Raw genomic sequence first — 17,434 nt, forward strand, 5'->3', positions numbered from 1 at the left:
GTGAGTTCCAGCATCGTCATCGTCGGCGCCGGCCAGGCCGGCGCCTGGGCCGCGATCGGTCTGCGCCAGGCCGGCTTCGACGGGCGCATCCTGCTCGTCGGCGACGAGCCCGACCGGCCCTATGAGCGCCCTCCCCTGAGCAAGGCCATGCTGGTCGATGCAGACGAGCCGCCGCTGCGCCATTTCCACACGGCCGAACGCTATGCCGATGCCGATGTCACGCTCATGCTGGGCCATGGGGTGGCTGGCATCGACCGGGACAAGGCGCGCCTGCAGCTCGCCGACGGCACGCAGCTCGCCTATGACAAGCTGCTGCTCGCGACCGGCGGCACGGCGAGGCGGCTCGCCATCCCCGGCGCGGAACACGCCCTCTACCTGCGCACCGCCGCCGAGGCGCGCCATCTGCGGGCCGTGCTGGAGCGGGCCGGCAAGGTGCTGTGCATCGGCGCCGGCGTCATCGGGCTCGAGGTCGCTGCGGCGGCGCGCAAGCGCGGCGCGGAGGTGACCGTGATCGAGCCCGCCGCCGCGCCGATGCTGCGGGCACTCTCGGCGGCCGGCTCGGCCTTCCTCGTTGCGCTTCACCGGGATGCCGGCGTGGATCTGCGCTTCGGCGAGCGGCCGCTGGAGATCGGCCGCCTCGCGCAGGGCGGCTTCGTCGTGTCCTGTGCCAGCGGGGAAGCGATCTCCTGCGACGTCGTCGTCGCCGGCATCGGCATGGTCCGCAACGATGCCATCGCCGCGGAAGCCGGCCTCGTCACGGATGACGGCATCTGCGTCGATGCGAGCGGGCGCTCGAGCGACCCGGCGATCTTCGCGGCCGGCGACGTCGCCGCCTTCCTGCACCCGGCCTACGAGCGCCGGATCCGGCTGGAAACCTGGCGGCACGCGCAGGATCACGGGCTGGCCGTGGGCAAGGCCATGGCCGGCGCCGACGAGGTCTATGACGGCATCCCGTCGTTCTGGACCGAGCAGCACGGCGTCAACCTGCAGGTGCTCGGCTTCCCGACGGAGGCGGCCCGCCACATCCTGCGGCCCCAGGCCGACGGCAAGAGCCTGACGGAGCTTCATCTGGCCGAGAGCGGGGCGGTGATCGCGGCCAGCGTCGCCGGCAACCCGCGCGACTTTCGGGCCGCGACCGCGCTCGTCCGCTCGGGCGTCGTCATCGCGCCGGAGCGCCTCGCCGATCCGGCGCTTCCGCTGCAGGCGCTCGCGACCGGAAAGGCGTGAGGGAGCCCGAAAGCTCCCTCCGTCCGCTCAGGGCGCGAGCCACATCGTCTGGTAGAGCCAGACCATGGTGCCCTCGCGCTTGATGCCCTGGACCTTCTTCGAGGCGATCTCCGCCGTCGGGCTCCAGTAGAGCGGCGTCTGGTAGGTATTGTCCAGGAGCTGCTGCAGGATCGTTCCGTAGAGCGCCTTGCGCTTGTCCCAGTCGAGCTCGACCCGCGCCTTGTCGACCATGTCGAAGACGGCGTCGTTCTTGAAGCCGCTATAGTTGTTGGCGGCCTTGCGGCTGTAATTGTTCGCGTAGAACTGGTCCGGATCGGGCCGCTGCAGCGCATCCTGCGAGATGCTGAAGTCGTAGTTATAGGCGAAGATCTTCTGGATCCAGGACTGGCGCTCCAGAACCTCGACCTTGATCTCGACTCCGACATCCTTGAGCATCGCCTGCACCAGCTGGGCGATCTGGATGTCGTAGTCGCGCTGGATCACCGAGAGCGTCAGCGGCTCCTTCGGCGCGAGCTTGGCGAGCTGCTCGCGGGCCTTGGCACGGTCGAAGCCGTGGCCCTTCAGGCTGGCATCATACATGCGGCTTCCCGGCGGCTCGACGCCGACCAGCGCGATGCCGGTGCCGGGCGAGAGGGCGTTCGCCATGGCGGCGCGGTTGATCGCCAGGGCGACGGCCTGGCGCAGCTCGATATTGTCGAAGGGCGGCCGCGTGACGTTGAAGTTCAGGAAGCGGCTGACGCCGAGGCGGGCATCGTCGAGGACCACGAGATTGGCGTCGCTCTTGACCTGGACGATCGAGCGCGGCGCCACCGCATCGGTCAGGCTGGCCGCGCCCGAGCGCAGCTGGATGAGCCGGATCGACTCGCTGGGATTGACCAGCAGCTTCACGCCGTCGAGATAGGGCAGCGGCTTGCCGTCGGGCGCCTTCTGCCAGTATCCGTCGAAGCGCTTGGCGACGATCTCGTTATTGGTGCGCGAGACGATGACGAAGGGCCCGGTGCCGACCGGCCGCCGCCCGAATTCCTCGCCGCGTTCCTTCAGCGCCGTGGGCGACAGGATCGAGCCCGGCTCCGCCGCCATCATCGAGAGGAACGGCGCGTTGGGCTGCTCGAGCCTGACGCGGACCGTGTAGTCGTCGACCAGCTCGACCGCGCGCATATCGGCGACATAGGTCTTGAGCGGCACGTTCCAGGCCGGATCGAGCAAGCGGTCGAGGTTGAACTTGACGGCCGCGGCGTTCAACGGCGTGCCGTCCTGGAACGAGATGCCCTGGCGGATCTTGAACAGGATGGTCTTGCCGCCATCGGCATATTCCCAGCTTTCGGCCAGGTTCGGGACCAGGTCACCCTTGGCGTCGAGCAGCAGCAGGCTCTCCGCATAGAGGTTGAACACCTTGCGGTCGATGCTGACGCTGTTGCCGAACAGCGGATCGAGGCTCTTCACGTCGCGCTCGACCATGATGTTCAGCGTGCCGCCCCGGACGGGCGTATCCGCCGCGCGGGCGGGCGACAGGCAGGCCAGGATCAGCGACGCGGCCGCGAAGCCCTTGAGGGCCCGCCCCGCGATCGCGCCCAGCGCAGGTCGCGCGCCGACTGCTCCTCCTGCATCCGCGTGTCCGGCATACGCCTGCCCTCCTGCCGATCGGTCCGATCCGTAGGTCATCGCAAGTCCCCCTTCCGATTTTGCGGTTGTCGATTTTATGCAGTTGTTGTGTATTGTCGATTTTATACAGTCCGGGTAATCAGGGTCAACGTACTCCGGCGATGCTGCCGACGATTCCGCGCAATTTCGCAGGCAGCCGCCTGCCTTCGCGGCACGTCAGCGTCGATCGTCGAGAACGGGATGGGGGCGGCCGGCTTCAGCGGTGGCCGCATGGGGGAGATCGATACGCGATGGGTTGCACGACGCCATGAGCCTCATTCCTCCGAGCCTCATCCCTCCAGGCGCGATCGATTGCGACGTGCATCCGGCGGTGCCGGACCTGCGGGCGCTGTTTCCCTATCTCAACAATCACTGGCGCGATCAGGTCGTCCAGCGCGGCATGGGCGATCTCGAGACGATCAGCTACCCGCCGAATGCCCCGCTCTCGGCCCGCAGCGACTGGCGCCCGGCCAGCGGCAAACCCGCGTCAAGCGTCGCGCAGATGCGCGAGCATATCCTCGATCCCTGGCAGATCCGCACCGCGATCCTGAACCCGCTCTACGGCGTCCACCTGCTGTTCAGCGAGGATATGGCGGCCGCCTTCACCAGCGCGCTGAACGACTGGGTCCGGCATGAATGGCTCGACCGGGACGAGCGGCTGCGCGCCTCCATCGTCGTGCCCTTGCAGAATGTCGACATGGCCGTCGCCGAGATCGAGCGCTGCGCCAGCGACCGGCGTTTCGTGCAGGTGCTGGTGATGGCCCTGGGCGAGACCCCGCTGGGACGGCGGCATTTCTGGCCTATCTATGCCGCCGCCGCCCGCCATGGCCTGCCGCTCGGCATCCATCCCGGCAGCAGCTATCGCCATCCGGTGACGCCGACCGGCTGGCCGTCCTATTTCACCGAGGATTATGCGGCACAATCGCTCGCCCTGCAGAACCAGCTCACCAGCCTGATCACCGAGGGGGTCTTCCAGAAATTCCCGGACCTGACGGTCGTCCTGCTCGAATCCGGCTTCACCTGGCTGCCGGGCTATCTCTGGCGCTTGACGAAATTCTGGCGCGGCCTGCGCCTGGAGGTGCCCTGGGTCAACGTCTCGCCGACGGAGCTCGTGCGCGAACGGGTCCGCTTCACGCTCCAGCCCCTGGACGCGCCGCCCACCGCCGCCGATCTCGAGGCGCTGCTGCGCCATGTCGACAGCGACAAGATGCTGCTCTTCTCCAGCGACTATCCGCATTGGCAGTTCGACGGCGACGAGGCGATCCCGGCGGGCTTGCCGGCGCAGTCGCTGCAGCGGATCCTCGTCGACAATCCCATGGATACCTATCCGCGCCTCGGGGAGCCATGACATGAACGCCCAGAACCCCAGCGCCGTGCAGAAGCCGCAGGCGGCGATGATCGCCGATTGCGACATCCACCCGATCTGGAACAAGCCCAAGGATCTCTACCCCTACCTGTCGCGGCGCTGGCAGGAGCATATCGAGACCTTCGGGCTGAGCCATCGCCATGGCTGGCAGACCGGCACGCCCTACCCCAAGGGCAATGCCTCGGGCTATCGCAACGATGCCTGGCCGGAGGATGGCGGCAAGCCGGGGAGCGACTTCAACCTGCTGAAGCGCGACCTGCTGGATGCCAACAATATCGAGCTCGGCATCCTCAACGCAACCGGAGCCAACGGCCAGGGCTTCCAGAACCTCGAATGCGCAGCGGCCTATTGCACGGCGGTCAATGACTGGCTGATCGAGGAATGGACCGCGAAGGATCCGCGGCTCAAGGCCTCGATCATCGTCTCCTATGAGGATGCGCCGGCAGCCGTCGCCGAGATCGAGCGGCGGGCCGGCGACGAGCGCTTCGCCCAGGTGATGCTGCTCAGCCGGACCGCCGAACCGCTGGGACGGCGGCGCTACTGGCCGATCTACGAGGCGGCCGAGCGCCACGGCCTGCCGATCGGCATCCATGCCTTCGGCTTCGGCGGCTATCCGATCACCGGCGGCGGCTGGCCGTCCTACTATATCGAGGAGATGGTCGGGCACTCCCCGGCCTGCCAGGCGCTGCTGACCAGCCTGATCGTCGAAGGCGTCTTCGCCCGGTTCCCGAAGCTGCGCGTCGTGCTGATCGAGGCCGGCTTCGCCTGGCTCCCGGCGCTCGGCTGGCGCCTCGACAAGCTCTGGAAGACGCTGAAGGCGGAGACGCCGGCGCTGACCCGGAAGCCGTCCGAATACATCCGCGACCATATCTGGATCACCAGCCAGCCGATGGAGGAGCCGCAGCCGCGCGAGCAGCTCCTCGACACGATGGACTGGATCGGCTGGGACCGGCTGCTCTTCGCCACCGACTATCCGCACTGGGACTATGACGACCCGGCGCATTCGCTGGCGCTGAGGATCTCGGACGAGAACCGCCGCAACTTCTTCCGCAACAACGCGCGCGAGGTCTATGGTCGATGAGCCGGCACGTCGTTTCGTCGGTCGATGATTTTCCTCCGGGGACGCGCAGGCTGATCACCGTCAAGGGCAGGCCGATCGTCGTCTTCAATATCGAGGGCGAGTATTTCGCGCTGCTCAATCGCTGCCCGCACCAGCAGGCGAGCCTGTTCCACGGCACCCTCACCGGGCTCGTGGCCTCCTCGGAGCCCGGCTGCTACAAGTTCGAGCGCGAGGGCGAGATCCTGCGCTGCCCCTGGCATGGCTGGGAGTTCGACATTCGAACCGGCCAGTCCTATTGCGACCCCTCGAAGATCCAGGCCAAGAGCTACAAGATCGAGATCGAGGACGGCGCCAGCGTGGTCAAGGGGCCGTATATCGCCGAGACATTCTCGATCGTCGTCGAAGAGAACTACGTCGTTCTCGAACTTTGAGCGCTCCGCGAGCCAGGCTCAGCGTTGGCTCGAGCATTTTCGAGCGAATTGGATCCCGGTTCGCGTGAAGAAAATGCGCCAGTACTCCAGCACCCGACCTAGGTAGCCCAATTGAGCCGGTCATCGGGACGTCATCGACGTCCCGGAGGCCGATCCATTAGAGCATTTTCGAGCGAAGTGGGTACCGGTTCGCGTGAAGAAAATGCGTTAAAACAAAGGGATAGAGCATCTCCGCGATTCGGAGAAACGCGGAAATGCTCTAGCTTGTGGCGTGCCGCGGCGGGCGCAGCATCGGCGTCAGGACCGGCGACGATCCAGCCTGGATGGTTCCGAGGATCTCGAACCCGTGCCGCTGGTAGAGCGGGATGTTCCGTGGGTTCGAGGATTCCAGATAGGCTGCGGCGCCGTCGCGGTCGCAGCGCGCGAGCGCGTGGCGCATGAGCGCGCTGCCGATGCCCTGGCCCTGCCGCGTCGGATCGGTGCCGATCAGCGGCAGATACCAATGCGGCGCCTCAGGATGATAGCGCGCCATGCCATCGAATATCGCCTCGACCTCGGACAGGATCGCCGGATCGGCATTGTCCCGGATGAGGCGAGCGAGCGTCTCGGTGTCGGGCTCCACGCCGGGCGGCAGCCACATCGCCGCGCCGCCGAAATCCTCGCTGACATCGGCGCTGTCGCTGTCATAGGCGGCGGCGCCGAAGGCGCAGATCAGCGCGGGCATCACGGCGAGATAGGTCTTCGCGCCCCGCAATGACCAGCGCGCCATCGGATCGGTCGCGAAGGCAAGCGCGATGACCGCGGACACGGCGCCCTCCTCGTCGCGGGATGCGGCGCGCACGGCAATCGATGTCATGAGGTCACCGGGACCGGCCCGATCATTCGAATTCCTGTCCAATGATATGGGTGATGCGCCGGGTCGGCGGCTGGACCATGCTGACGCCCTCGCCTGTCGCGGCGGCGCGGAGATCACCGCCAATCCGGATGGCGTTCAAAGAGCTCGCCGACAAAGTCCGCCCAAGGCTTGCACTGGGATAGGACATCGGCACGAGCGAGACCTCGTCCATGCGCTCGTGCGAGAGCGCGCACCCCAAATGGTCGGGTGCCGCCAAAGCGACGGCTGTCGTCGCTGTTCCTGGGGCTCGGGGATCAAGCGCAGCCCGGTCGGACGGAGCCGAGGCAAAGCTGGTCTGAGCGGCGAGAACGATGGCCCCAACGGCAGTGACCCATTTCATGGAAAGTCCCTCCGCCACCCGACTTCAATCAACCCGGAAGGCGGGAGAGAGGTTCCCTATGGCGGAGGCTAAACGCCCTGCTTGTGCCAGTGGCACAAGTTTCCAGTCCCTCAGCCGACTGGAAGGGCGCCGACGTCGCGCTGAAGCTCGGCCCGACCGTGGTCGACGCCGCCCGCGCGATCGCCGGAAGCAGCGAATTCAGGCCACTGCCGATGGGCGGCAACAGCTGACAAAGGCGCTGCCCGCCGGCTGCACATCATCCAATTGTGCGGTCGCAGGCGGCCCTTCCTCACATCGGCAGGCCATTCCCGAACATGTCCGTCTGACGCGCGGGCGCACCGACACCTGGCTGCGTATAGGCCGGCCCATCGGCCCTTCTGGCGGGAACGCTATCCTGGGTCACGCAGCCGGTTGGCCCGAGAAGAATGAACATCAAAGCGAAAGCGCGTTTCAGCACGGCGAACTCCATCGTTACGGCCTCGGGCTTCCCCGCAGTATCGCACAGGCCCTGAGCCGGGAAAGCTGCTCGTTGCGACAATCTGCGCCTGCGGGCGAGCGCTCCCCGGAACCTGGCCGCAACCGCCCGGTTCTCCCTGATCCAAGGGAGGACGCCATGGCGAAACAGCCTGAGACATTAGCGACCTTTGCCGCGGCGGCCCGCGCCGGCGGCAAGAAGCCCAAGCATATCGGACTGGAGGCGACGCCCGAGACCGCTCCCTTGCCGACACGCTCGAAGGACAAGGACGTCGCCGCGACGAAAGTTCTTCGCGAGGGCGTCCTGAAAACCGATGAGGGTGCCGACGAGGCGATCGACAAACTGCCGGACCGGACACGCGTCGCCGCCAAGGTCAAGCCTGGAAAACTGTGAGGGTGGTCGGCGCCTTCCCGCCGGACGCTTCATTGCCGGGCGGAGAGCGGCTGCCCGGTCGCGGCGCGCGCCTCTTCCAGGCAGAGCCGAACCGTTTCGCGCAAGGTCGTCGCGATCAGATCGACGCGGATCATGTCCTGCAGGTCGATGGGCTCGGCTGCATCCGATCTCAGGCAGCTGAGCACGATGCGGGCGCCGGGCAGGCGCCGGCGCAGGCGGCGCACGGCGTAGCGCATATGCGCCGGGCTGGTGTCGTCGAGATAGCACAGGCAGCCCAGCGCGGCGCCTTCGGTGTCGAGCTGGGCCAGGTTCTGGGTGGAGAGCGCCCCGGCGGCCTCGATGCGCACGCCGAGCCCGTGCTTGGTCAGCAATTGCGCGAGCATCAGCGCCGCCGCCTCGTCGAGCGGTCCCTGTCCGGCGATGCACAGGATCGGCGTCTCCGACTGGAAGGCCGGGCCGAGCTCCTCCCTGGTCAGTGTCGGCAGGTCGGCCGCGCCCTCCTCTTCATCGGTCGCATCGATTGTGGCCGCCGCCTCCGCATCGCGCGTGGCTGTGCCCTGGGGCTTGCGATCCTCATGATCCGAGAGATCGTCGACCACTTCGCGAACAGACTCCAGAATCACGTTCAGGCGCTCGGCATCGAGCGCCCCGCGCAGCACGTCGACCCGCGCCAGATGCAGCCCCTCCAGGGCGACTTCGTCGTAATAGCTCGAGAGCGAGCGCTCCTTCAGCACCTCTTCGGCCGTGTCGGCCGCCTCGGACGGATCGCCGGCGAGGATGCGCTGATAGAAGATCTCCGGCGGCGACAAGGCGGGTCGGTCGCCCAGCAGGACATCGAGGAATTCGAGCCGCTCGACATGGCGCCCGAGCACGACGAGGCAGACCGTGAGCGGCGTCGCCAGCACGAGCCCGATCGGCCCCCAGAGCCAGGTCCAGAAGGTCGCCGCCGCGACCACGGCGACCGGCGAGAGCCCGGTCGAGCGGCCATAGACCAGCGGTTCGACGACATGGGCGGCGACCGGCTCGGCGATCAGGAACAGCGCGGCGGTCCAGAGCAGCATCGACCAGCCGGGATCGACCGCAATCGTCAGGGCGAGCGGGAAAGCGGCCGAGATGATCGCCCCGATATAGGGAATGAAGCGCAGGATCGCCGTCAGGATCCCCCATAGCAGCGGGCTCGGCACGCCGATCGCCCAGAGCCCGAGCCCGATCACCAGGCCGAACCCGGCATTGAGGGCGAGCTGCGTCAGGAACAGGCGGCTGAGGCGCGCCGCCGCGTCATCGAGCGCGGCGGTGGTCTTCTGCAGGTCATGGGTGCCGGCGAGCCGGATGAAGCGGTTTCGCAGGTCCTCGCGCTGCAGCAGGATGAAGATCACGAAGATGACGACGATCCCCGTCGTGGTCAGCGGCTGGATCAGGGGCGTGATGAAGGCCGCCAGCGTATGCAGGGCGCCGGGATCGGGCTCGCGCACCTCGACCGGGATCGGCCGGCCCATGGGATCCGCCGGCTCCTTGAGCGAGGGCTGGTCCGGATCGGGGCGCGGCCTGTCGAGTTCCTTGCCGAGATCCTGCAGCATCCCGGCGGCGCGTTCGAGCGCGCTGGTTCCGGCCGCCGATCCGCGCAGCGAGGTGATCTTGTCGCGAATGGTCAGCTGGTAGCGCGGCAGATCGGCCGCCAGCTGGTTGACCTGGCTCATCATCAGCAGGGCCAGCAGCCCGATCGCCGCGAAGGCGACGATGACCACACCGACCACGGCCACGGCACGCGGGACCCGGACGCGCCTGAGCAGGCGGATGGCCGGGGCGAGGACGAAGCTGAGCAGGACCGCGAGCGCGACCGGGACGAACACCTCCCGGCCGATATAGAGCGTCCAGACGATCAGCGTCACCAGCGCCAGCGGGCCGAACCCGGCCGTGGACAGCGCAGGACCAGGCCTGCCAGGCTGCGAGGGCGGAACGGCGAGCTTTGTCATGCAGGGACTCCACCTCCGCTTACCAGGTTACAGGTCTCGGGCCTCGTCTGAACGGCGGTGGCTTGCGCTTGTTCCTCAGGGATGTGGGGAGTGATGCGTCGAGCGGGTGGTGGGATTGGTTCGGGGTGCTGTCAGCGGGCGGGATCGACCGTCCCTGCCGCCTGTGCCGCCCGGCTGCGACGTCATCGAGCGCGGGAACATCCCGCCCTGCCGGCTATGTCGTCATCGGCTGAAAACGCTCCGCCCCCGCCCGCACTGCGGGGGATCGCGAGTGCCCTTGCCATTGCCATTGCCAAGGCCTCAGATCACAGGGGCTGCAGCGAGTTTCACCCTGATTTGCAACCAGTGCACGGTCGGTGGTCACGCGGGGTTACCTATCCGGAGCCTGCAATCGACAGCCGGCCTCGTTCATCGCCGTCAACAATTCGAGCGCCCGCAGGCACTGCTTATCACTGCCGATCCTGCCCGGCGTTGCCAGAACTTGGAGAATGCCTGCATCGGCTGGTGACATTCGATGGTTCGCGCGCGCCCACTCCAAGACTTTGGCCCAGAACCCGTGCCCTGCCTTGACCGCGACGGTTTGAGCCTCGATCCCGTTGATCATCTTGCGTTCCAGGCGAGCGGACCGCCGCCCGCCATCGGCGTCGGTTTTCATGATCAGGGCTGCGTCAAGATCGTCCGGCCATACAATCTCCACGTCTTGGGCGCGCTTCCAGCAAGCAGGCTGCTTGGCCCACTCCGTGATACTCTGGCTTACGACTGGCGGTCGCGTGATCAGCTCGTTCGCGGCAGCGGTGGCGACCTCGAGGGCTCCCTTCAACGCAGAAGGAAGATCCTGCATACGCCAGACTAGGTCGAAGTTTATTGCATCGCCGCGCTGCTTCACATCATGCGCCAACTTCGCGATGGCGTAGGCCACGATCGGGGCTCGCGAGCCGCCGCCGGTATACCAAGGCTGCTCCGAAACGATCTTCTCCGTCTCACGGAAAATGATAGCTTTCGCCACGCTCTCGCGAAAGAAGGTTTCGTTGTAGTCGTCTTCCCGAGCTTCCCATGTCTCGCCAACCTGCTTGGCGAACTCAATAAAATTCTTCTGCGCACCACGCGCCACGATATGCGGCTGGCCGCTCCAAACACTGAGCACCTTGGCAAGATCGGTCTTTGTTAGAAGCTGAGACTTCGGGTACTCCACATCGAATTTCTTGCGGTGAGCTTCCGTACGACGGGCGCGCTCGTCCGCGTACTGGCCGCGGGCTCTCTCATAAAACCATTTTGTCTGGATGAACCCGCCGTCGACCGATGGCACGTAGATGCGCCGGGAGAGCTTCTCCATCTCGATATGGAAGGGGTGATTTGCGAAGAAATCCGCCGCGTTAACCTTGTTCTGGCTGTTCGCAAATTCCGAGATCTTCGGGACGACCTCTTCGCTCCTTTCCGGCGAAACAATTGACAACTTCATCTGGACCGAAACACGAGACAGATCGCAGCCCTTTGTTCGACTTGCCGCATGGATTGAAGCTGTCGTCTGTCCGCCGTTCACTATCTGAAGATTCTTTAGCCGAAGAACGGACAGCACGCCCTCCTTCATCTCGGTCTCAATGGCTTCCGCGGTTGCCGTCAGACCATTGTTGTAAGCGAAGAACATCTCTGGATCTGCATCGATTGTCTTCCTGATCCCCTTGTTCACGCTTCCGCGTGCCTGAAGAAAGCTGCGGACATTCTGCTCGAGCAGTCTTGGGCCCCACCGATCGTAGATTGCCGCAAGCTGACGCCCGGGAACGACCATCAGGAAAGCTTCGTAGGTGGTGTTGTCCAGATGAGCTCGTAGAGCTGGAATGGCGCCACCGAACTCGTCAACCAGATCGATGTCCCGGTCCTCCTGTGCACGGCCAGACAAAACTAGCCGGTGGAGCCGCGCGATGTCCCAGACATTGTAGGTAGTCTCAACGCCGTCGATCGCGCCCGCCTTCAGACCGTCAACGCGTGCACGGAGCTCGCGGTTCGTGAACAATACAAGACGTATTTTTGTCAAGCTTGCCCATCGGGCTGAGATCGTGTCTGCCAAGCCGAATGCAGGCGAACTCTCTTCCAGCGAAGCTCTGAATTTCGAGTCTCGTGCCTGCCGAATAAATCGGACAAGTTTTTCAAATTGACTTGCAATGTCGCCTGAGTTCAACCGGCCAAGTTCGGGAGAAGACTGAAAATCGGAAACGATCAGCGTCAGAACTCCGTCAGCTTCACGCGGGTCGCCGCCATATCCATCGACGCGAGCATCCTTGCGGCCGGAAACCCATGGCACATAGTCCGCAGTTTCCAGCTCTCCAGTGCCGATAACGTGCTCGGCCATCTTCTCAAAAAAGACAACCGGCTTAAAATTGCCGTGAGCCCCCGCTAACGAGGCAATCTCCTGAAAGAACTCGACGTGAAATTCTGCAAGACTCATCGAATGCCTCAAGAAGGTATGACCCAAATCTCCGCCTCGTCGGTCGCGTAGGGGCGTACAGATGCAACGGCAAGGCCATAGCGTACGCCGACAACGCCGAGTGGCAGCGAATGGGGAACGAGGCGCGGAAAATCATTCTGCACTGCAGCGGTGATGACGAGGCCAACGCACCAGTATTCATCGCCATAGTCACCATCAGGCCGTACACCAGCAGCCTCGAGCTTGGACAGGAAATTATCCTGTGTTGCCTGTCCGATCTGGGCACATATTGAGGCGAGCTCTTCGATCATCTCGGCAAGTGTGAGGGAACCTTCCATGCCCGAATCGCTGTGTCGCAGTTCCATGATCCGCAGATAAAGCGTGCCCGTGGCGGGGCCATCAAGCTGATGCTCTGACGAGATCGCAACGAAGGGCTCGCTGCTGCCCTGCGTGGCTTTGCACTCGATAGATGCGTGAGGCAGCCGGAAATCATGCGCGGCACCTAGCGGACCGACCCAAGCCTCGACAGCTTGGTGCATTCCTACGTTCGGTGAAATTAAATCGCGGAGCGTCAGCAACTCGGCGAGCAGTCCCTTTTGCTGCTCGATGCCGAGACGACCAGAGCCCCCACGTAGGAGATGGTGCCAGCGCCAAGTCCGTGAGATGGCGATGGTGATCGCTTCATGTTCGAGAGAACGCTGTTCGGCCGCGTCAATAATGTCGACGCACAGCCGGATGAACGGTTCCTTTAGCTGGGCATCGAGAAGGCGGAATGTCAGCGTTGCTTCGTTATGATCGAGCGTGGCATGAACTACGTCGAAACCCTTGAAAAATGGCAGTTTCGTCTTTGCAAACGACCCAGGCCGGTGACGGAATACGAGCAAGCGTCGTCCGCCGTAGTCGATTGCCCAGAAGAAATTCCATTGCGACTTGGCGTCCACCCTCCTGGCAGAGACATCCTGCGATGATGTCGGCTGGGGCATACCCCTCCACGGGTCATCAGGCGGCGTCATCGCGCGGCTCGTCATCTTCGTCCTCGTCTCCGAGGTTCTCGCGCATCCAGGTGGTGTTCACGACATACTCGACAGTGTGCTCGGGGGTCTGCGTTTTTGGAAAGCTGATACTCCACGCAACGACCGGTTGATCGAGCCCGGCAAAGGTGCCGCACCGCTGGCCCTCTTTTTCGGACACGGTGTTTGCGTTTATCTTCATCAGGTGAACGATAAGCAGCGGCCTCGGCCTAACCTCCCTGTATATCCGGTCGGGGTAGTTGGTGTTTCCCGTATCTCTCTCGCCGGAATTGAAATCTCGCTCCGCGTTGGAAGCAAGATCGTCCGGGACGCCGATCCGCTCGACTCCGCGTGACGCGACCCGTTGCTTTTCACCAACATGGATCGCTGAAGCGGTTGTCCGTGCGCCAGCCCTTCGTTCCTGACGAATGATCGGGAACCCTAAATCGGAACTGACTAGAGATGGTAGTTTGTCGGCACCCAAACTGGCGAAAAGGACTTGCCACTTCGCCAGTTCGCCCTTGGCACGATCGGAGATGTAGGCAGCCACAGGGTCTCCGAGGGTCAGGATAGAGCCATCGTGGTTTCTGAAGGCGCGAAGGAAATCCAGAACATAATCGACAGGAACATTCTCAAAAAGGCGGCCTTGCCGTGTGGGGAAATGCGGGGCCGAGGAGGCGTTCATAACTGCAGCCAATCTGCGGGCCGCTTCAAGGTTTGCCCGGAGCGCCGGCTGATCGGCGAGCAAGGTTGTGGTTTCGATGAAGTTGTTGGCGAGACCAACTCGCGAAACGAGCTTTTTGCCCGAGCCCATCTTGTTTCGTGCAGTGACAATTAGCGTATCGGGATGGCTCCTGACGCGTAGGCCGAATTCTCTCGGGGTTGCGTTTGCCTTCTCCATCGCGCGGAGTTCGCTTCGAAGCTCTTCAATTGCTTCGGTAATGTGTTCATACCAACCGTCAGCCTCCTCAGGTAACCACAGGCGGCAAAGATCCTCGTAACCGCCCCGATAACCGAACCATCGGCCCATCTGCATCAGGGTATCGTACATCATCGAATTCCGCAGGAAGTAGCTCACCATGAGCCCTTCGAGCGTAAGTCCGCGTGACAGCGAATAGCCGCCGACCGCGATCACAGAGAGCCCGCTTTTTGCGTGTCCGTCATAGTCGAGCGCGCCGGAAGAACGTGAGTTTACGGTCACGACGCGGATGGGAGCTGCGGCTTCGTTGAGGACTGACTGGATATCGGCCCATGGCGTCTCGGAGAACTCTTTCTCCCAAACGCCGTGCAGGGCCGCGATGTACGGATTGGCGAGAGCCTGCTTCACCGGCAAGGCACCGTCAACGCGAATATTGCGCTGTATTTCATTCAGCCGAGCATCGATCTCGTTCCGCAGCCGCTCTTGCACGTCGGTGAACCGAGAAGCGTTGACAAGCATTGAGCAATGCTGACCGCCATGCCCTCGCAAGAGACGTATTGCGCGACCGAGGATGAACGCTCTGATGGCCGTTATCAAGCTTTCGGGCAAGCCGTCGATCCGATGCTCCTTTTTGTGCACCAGCGGGAGCAGATCCTCGTTATCCTCGATGTAGCGGACGATATTGGGGCTGCGGTCCGCAAATATGCGGGTCGCACCGACATAGTTGGACGGTGGATCGAGGCTGATGATGAAATCGCTTGGAAAAAGATCTTCGCCAAGCATGTCGTCCGTTGTTTCGGGATCGATAAAAATGTTGGCGAAGGGTGTCGCGGTGTAGCCGACATAACAACTGCGCTCGAACGCACCAAGCAGCTCCCTGATCTGCCCATTTATGCGACTGATCAGCCCCTTGTCGCTTGCCGTGTTAATCGAAGCGTTGTCGGCCTCGTCATCGATAAGGAGCATCGGCGCTGAAATGGTTTTGGTGCCTCGCTTTGCATTGTGCTCCTTGAGCCATTCAATAACGTTCTTCAGTGTACTGGTATTTTTCTTGATGATAAGGATCGCTGGAACCTTCAGATCATCAAGGCGAACTCCAGGGTCGGTCGCTGATCGGGAGAAATCCTTCACCGAATTCGTAAAGAAGCCCGGGCGCTGCCGTGCATCGAACCTACCAACACCGATGACACCATCATGAGATGCACCCTTCAGCTTCTTGGCGGTATCCCAGCCGATGAAACCCTCATCGATCCGTATTTGGGTCTGGTTGCGAAGGTTGTTGTGGATGCCGGCAATCACGATGATCAACCTGTATCCCGCATCGGCCGCCTTGCAGATGACACCTGTGTAGTTCGCGGTCTTGCCCGACTGCACATGACCGACAACCATTCCGCGGCGCTTCCACGGCCCTTCTTTGGCCGGGTTCTCGAGCAGCCCGACAATGCGGTCAGTCACTTCGTCTGTCTTCGCGATGACGTCGCGAGCAAAGCTCTTGTGCACAAGATACTTCTGGTATCTTTCCCAATAGAACGGATTGATCGTCACCTTGGCGGCGGGCAACCACGGCTCGAAATCCGGCGTGACTAGCTGAGCGCCCACCGTCATGGTGATTCCCAGTCGTTCCTCCAAAATACGAGCCACCATCTCCGCATGATTGTCGTCAAGCGAATCGAACATCGGCAGGCGGCGCAGCTGTGAAACCGTCTCGCGAATAGCTTCCGCTTTGGGCAGAGATGACCGTGGCAAACCCATGCTCACCATGTCTTCAAGTTGCTTCATCAACTCGTTCATGCGTCCACCCATCCAAATTCGTCAGCGAGCATTTCACGGACCTGCTGGAACCTTGTCCGAAACGGGTCGATGACCGACATCATGTCGATGATGCGCTTTTCAGGCGCTTCGGTTGCGCTAGACAGCTGCCGGTAGGTGGTAATGGCCACGTTTCGCAATGCCTCTGCCGAGATCTCCGCTCCCGAGACCTCTTCTGGCTTGCCTGAAAGGTCCACTACTAGGGCGTCGATCGGGAGCGCTGCTGCCGCAAGTTCCAGCGCATCACGAATCCGCTCGGCCATTGATGGCGCGACATCCTCGATGAGCTGGGCAAGCACGGGGTGCTCGAGGTTCAAGCGGTAACGGATCTCGCCGGCCTGCTGGACGCGGTTCCAGACCGGAAGACGCTTGTCGTCGGTGATAATGCGTCCACGGTAAGTGTAGACCCGCTTCGAAGTCGCCCCAATGCGTTCGACGAGCGAGCGTAGATGATCACGCAGTTCTGGCGGAAGCTGCGCTGAGGCTTTCTTGACATCAATCTTCCAATGCTGGTCGAGTTCGCGCGGTGTATCGATCCGCACACGCGACAGCTTGGTTGCCTCGGTCTGCCGTGCGAGCCCGAACCAAGTACCGTGGATGATAAGGCGTCGCTCTCGATAGACGTAAAAGCCTTGGTTCTTCGTGTAGCCGGCCTTGCCGGCGTACTTCTCCCAATCTGCCTGGCTAACCTTCCGATGGTGAGGAAGCGTGAACGCTTGGATCAGCACATCGTGCCCACGCAGGCGCATCACCTCGGGCTCCGGCGGCTCGCACTGCGTTGCAGGATGAACCGAATGAAATGGATCGAAAGGCCTTAGCGGTCGCCCGTTGAGTTTCATGGACAATTTCTTCTGGCCTCTCTCTCCAGCAAGAAAGCGATGAAACACCAGCTCCAGATGCTCCCGGGCTTCGTCTAAAGCAACGCCGATAGAGGCTCCCGTCCTATCGCCGGTCGACGACACACGGTCCAGCTTCTCCCAGACGATCAGCGTGCCATCACCCGCGAGATGCTCGACAAATGGCACTGTCGCTGCGCTTTCAGGGAGCAGCACTTCCCATTTATTAGCCGAAGCGACATGATCGAGGTCCCATATTGCGCATGTTGTCTGGGCAGACCTCGTAGTGACAACTGTAAGACGCCTGCCTTGTGAGAATGATGCGGTCTTTAGACCAAGGCCAAAGCGGCCGAGGTCATGGGGCCGGTTGTCCAATATCGGATTTCTGCTCCCTGGCCGCATGGCCTGAAGCAGTTCGTTCCGCGTCATCCCTTCACCGTCATCAAGGACTGCAATGACTGGCTGTTCGCCAGATGACCTTGAAAAAATTTCGATCTTCGACGCGCCGGCCGATATCGAATTGTCCAGAATGTCGGCGAGCGCTGTTTCCAACGAATAGCCGATGTCCCGCATACTCTCGATGAGCTTTGAGGCTTCAGGCTCAAGTATGTAGTGTTCCAACGTTAGCCTCACGCCC

At 63.0% G+C, this 17,434-nt stretch carries 14 protein-coding genes; 6 read left to right on the plus strand and 8 right to left on the minus strand.

Annotation, left to right across the window (positions count from 1 at the left end; all coding sequences use genetic code 11):
* A complete protein-coding gene (locus tag EV560_RS26515; protein WP_131858834.1) occupies positions 1-1,227 on the plus strand; it encodes an NAD(P)/FAD-dependent oxidoreductase in 1,227 nt (408 codons plus the stop codon).
* A gap of 27 nt (positions 1,228-1,254) precedes the next feature.
* On the opposite strand, the gene EV560_RS26520 is transcribed toward EV560_RS26515, so the two are convergent.
* Positions 1,255-2,889: an ABC transporter substrate-binding protein gene (locus tag EV560_RS26520; protein ID WP_131858835.1), complete on the minus strand. Its 1,635-nt coding sequence runs from the start codon at positions 2,887-2,889 to the stop codon at positions 1,255-1,257.
* Between the two features lie 247 nt (positions 2,890-3,136).
* Between EV560_RS26520 and EV560_RS26525 the strand changes: the two genes are divergently transcribed.
* Genes EV560_RS26525 through EV560_RS26535 form a run of 3 tightly spaced genes read left to right on the plus strand, consistent with a single transcriptional unit; the run spans position 3,137 to position 5,725 of the window.
* A complete protein-coding gene (locus tag EV560_RS26525; RefSeq protein ID WP_131858836.1) occupies positions 3,137-4,216 on the plus strand; it encodes an amidohydrolase family protein in 1,080 nt (359 codons plus the stop codon).
* A gap of 1 nt (position 4,217) precedes the next feature.
* The gene (locus EV560_RS26530) at positions 4,218-5,315 is read left to right on the plus strand and encodes an amidohydrolase family protein (RefSeq protein WP_131858837.1); all 1,098 of its coding nucleotides are present in this window, start codon (positions 4,218-4,220) and stop codon (positions 5,313-5,315) included.
* Positions 5,312-5,725 (plus strand): Rieske (2Fe-2S) protein, encoded by a 414-nt coding sequence (locus EV560_RS26535; protein ID WP_131858838.1) that lies wholly within the window; start codon positions 5,312-5,314, stop codon positions 5,723-5,725. Before EV560_RS26530 ends, EV560_RS26535 begins: the two co-directional genes overlap by 4 nt.
* Before the next feature lie 259 nt (positions 5,726-5,984).
* On the opposite strand, the gene EV560_RS26540 is transcribed toward EV560_RS26535, so the two are convergent.
* Together EV560_RS26540 and EV560_RS26545 are read right to left on the minus strand one after the other, a co-directional pair.
* The gene (locus EV560_RS26540; RefSeq protein WP_131858839.1) at positions 5,985-6,581 is read right to left on the minus strand and encodes a GNAT family N-acetyltransferase; all 597 of its coding nucleotides are present in this window, start codon (positions 6,579-6,581) and stop codon (positions 5,985-5,987) included.
* Between the two features lie 22 nt (positions 6,582-6,603).
* The gene (locus EV560_RS26545) at positions 6,604-6,792 is read right to left on the minus strand and encodes a hypothetical protein (protein WP_131858840.1); all 189 of its coding nucleotides are present in this window, start codon (positions 6,790-6,792) and stop codon (positions 6,604-6,606) included.
* 257 nt (positions 6,793-7,049) lie between these two features.
* Between EV560_RS26545 and EV560_RS35870 the strand changes: the two genes are divergently transcribed.
* Both EV560_RS35870 and EV560_RS26550 read left to right on the plus strand, forming a co-directional pair.
* On the plus strand, positions 7,050-7,190 hold the full coding sequence (locus EV560_RS35870; RefSeq protein ID WP_165923642.1) for a hypothetical protein: 141 nt from the start codon (positions 7,050-7,052) through the stop codon (positions 7,188-7,190).
* A gap of 383 nt (positions 7,191-7,573) precedes the next feature.
* Positions 7,574-7,828 carry a hypothetical protein gene (locus EV560_RS26550; RefSeq protein WP_131858841.1) on the plus strand — a complete coding sequence of 85 codons (255 nt, stop codon included), beginning with the start codon at positions 7,574-7,576 and terminating at the stop codon, positions 7,826-7,828.
* Between the two features lie 29 nt (positions 7,829-7,857).
* Here EV560_RS26550 and EV560_RS26555 read toward each other — a convergent pair whose 3' ends face one another.
* The 5 genes from EV560_RS26555 to EV560_RS26575 all read right to left on the minus strand — a co-directional run bounded on the left by EV560_RS26555 (position 7,858) and on the right by EV560_RS26575 (position 17,418).
* Positions 7,858-9,801 (minus strand): AI-2E family transporter, encoded by a 1,944-nt coding sequence (locus EV560_RS26555; protein WP_131858842.1) that lies wholly within the window; start codon positions 9,799-9,801, stop codon positions 7,858-7,860.
* Between the two features lie 370 nt (positions 9,802-10,171).
* Positions 10,172-12,244, minus strand: coding sequence for an AIPR family protein (locus EV560_RS26560; protein WP_131858843.1), 2,073 nt, complete (start codon positions 12,242-12,244; stop codon positions 10,172-10,174).
* Between the two features lie 8 nt (positions 12,245-12,252).
* Positions 12,253-13,251 carry a PD-(D/E)XK motif protein gene (locus EV560_RS26565; protein WP_131858844.1) on the minus strand — a complete coding sequence of 333 codons (999 nt, stop codon included), beginning with the start codon at positions 13,249-13,251 and terminating at the stop codon, positions 12,253-12,255.
* Complete coding sequence (locus EV560_RS26570) at positions 13,223-15,943, minus strand: Z1 domain-containing protein (RefSeq protein WP_131858845.1); 2,721 nt, start codon at positions 15,941-15,943, stop codon at positions 13,223-13,225. The genes EV560_RS26565 and EV560_RS26570 overlap by 29 nt, the downstream gene beginning before the upstream one ends.
* Positions 15,940-17,418 carry an ATP-binding protein gene (locus EV560_RS26575; RefSeq protein ID WP_248312219.1) on the minus strand — a complete coding sequence of 493 codons (1,479 nt, stop codon included), beginning with the start codon at positions 17,416-17,418 and terminating at the stop codon, positions 15,940-15,942. The genes EV560_RS26570 and EV560_RS26575 overlap by 4 nt, the downstream gene beginning before the upstream one ends.
* Positions 17,419-17,434 lie beyond the last annotated feature (16 nt).

It is taken from the genome of Allobosea sp. BK604, from assembly GCF_004341515.1.
Classification (GTDB): Bacteria; Pseudomonadota; Alphaproteobacteria; order Rhizobiales; family Beijerinckiaceae; genus Allobosea.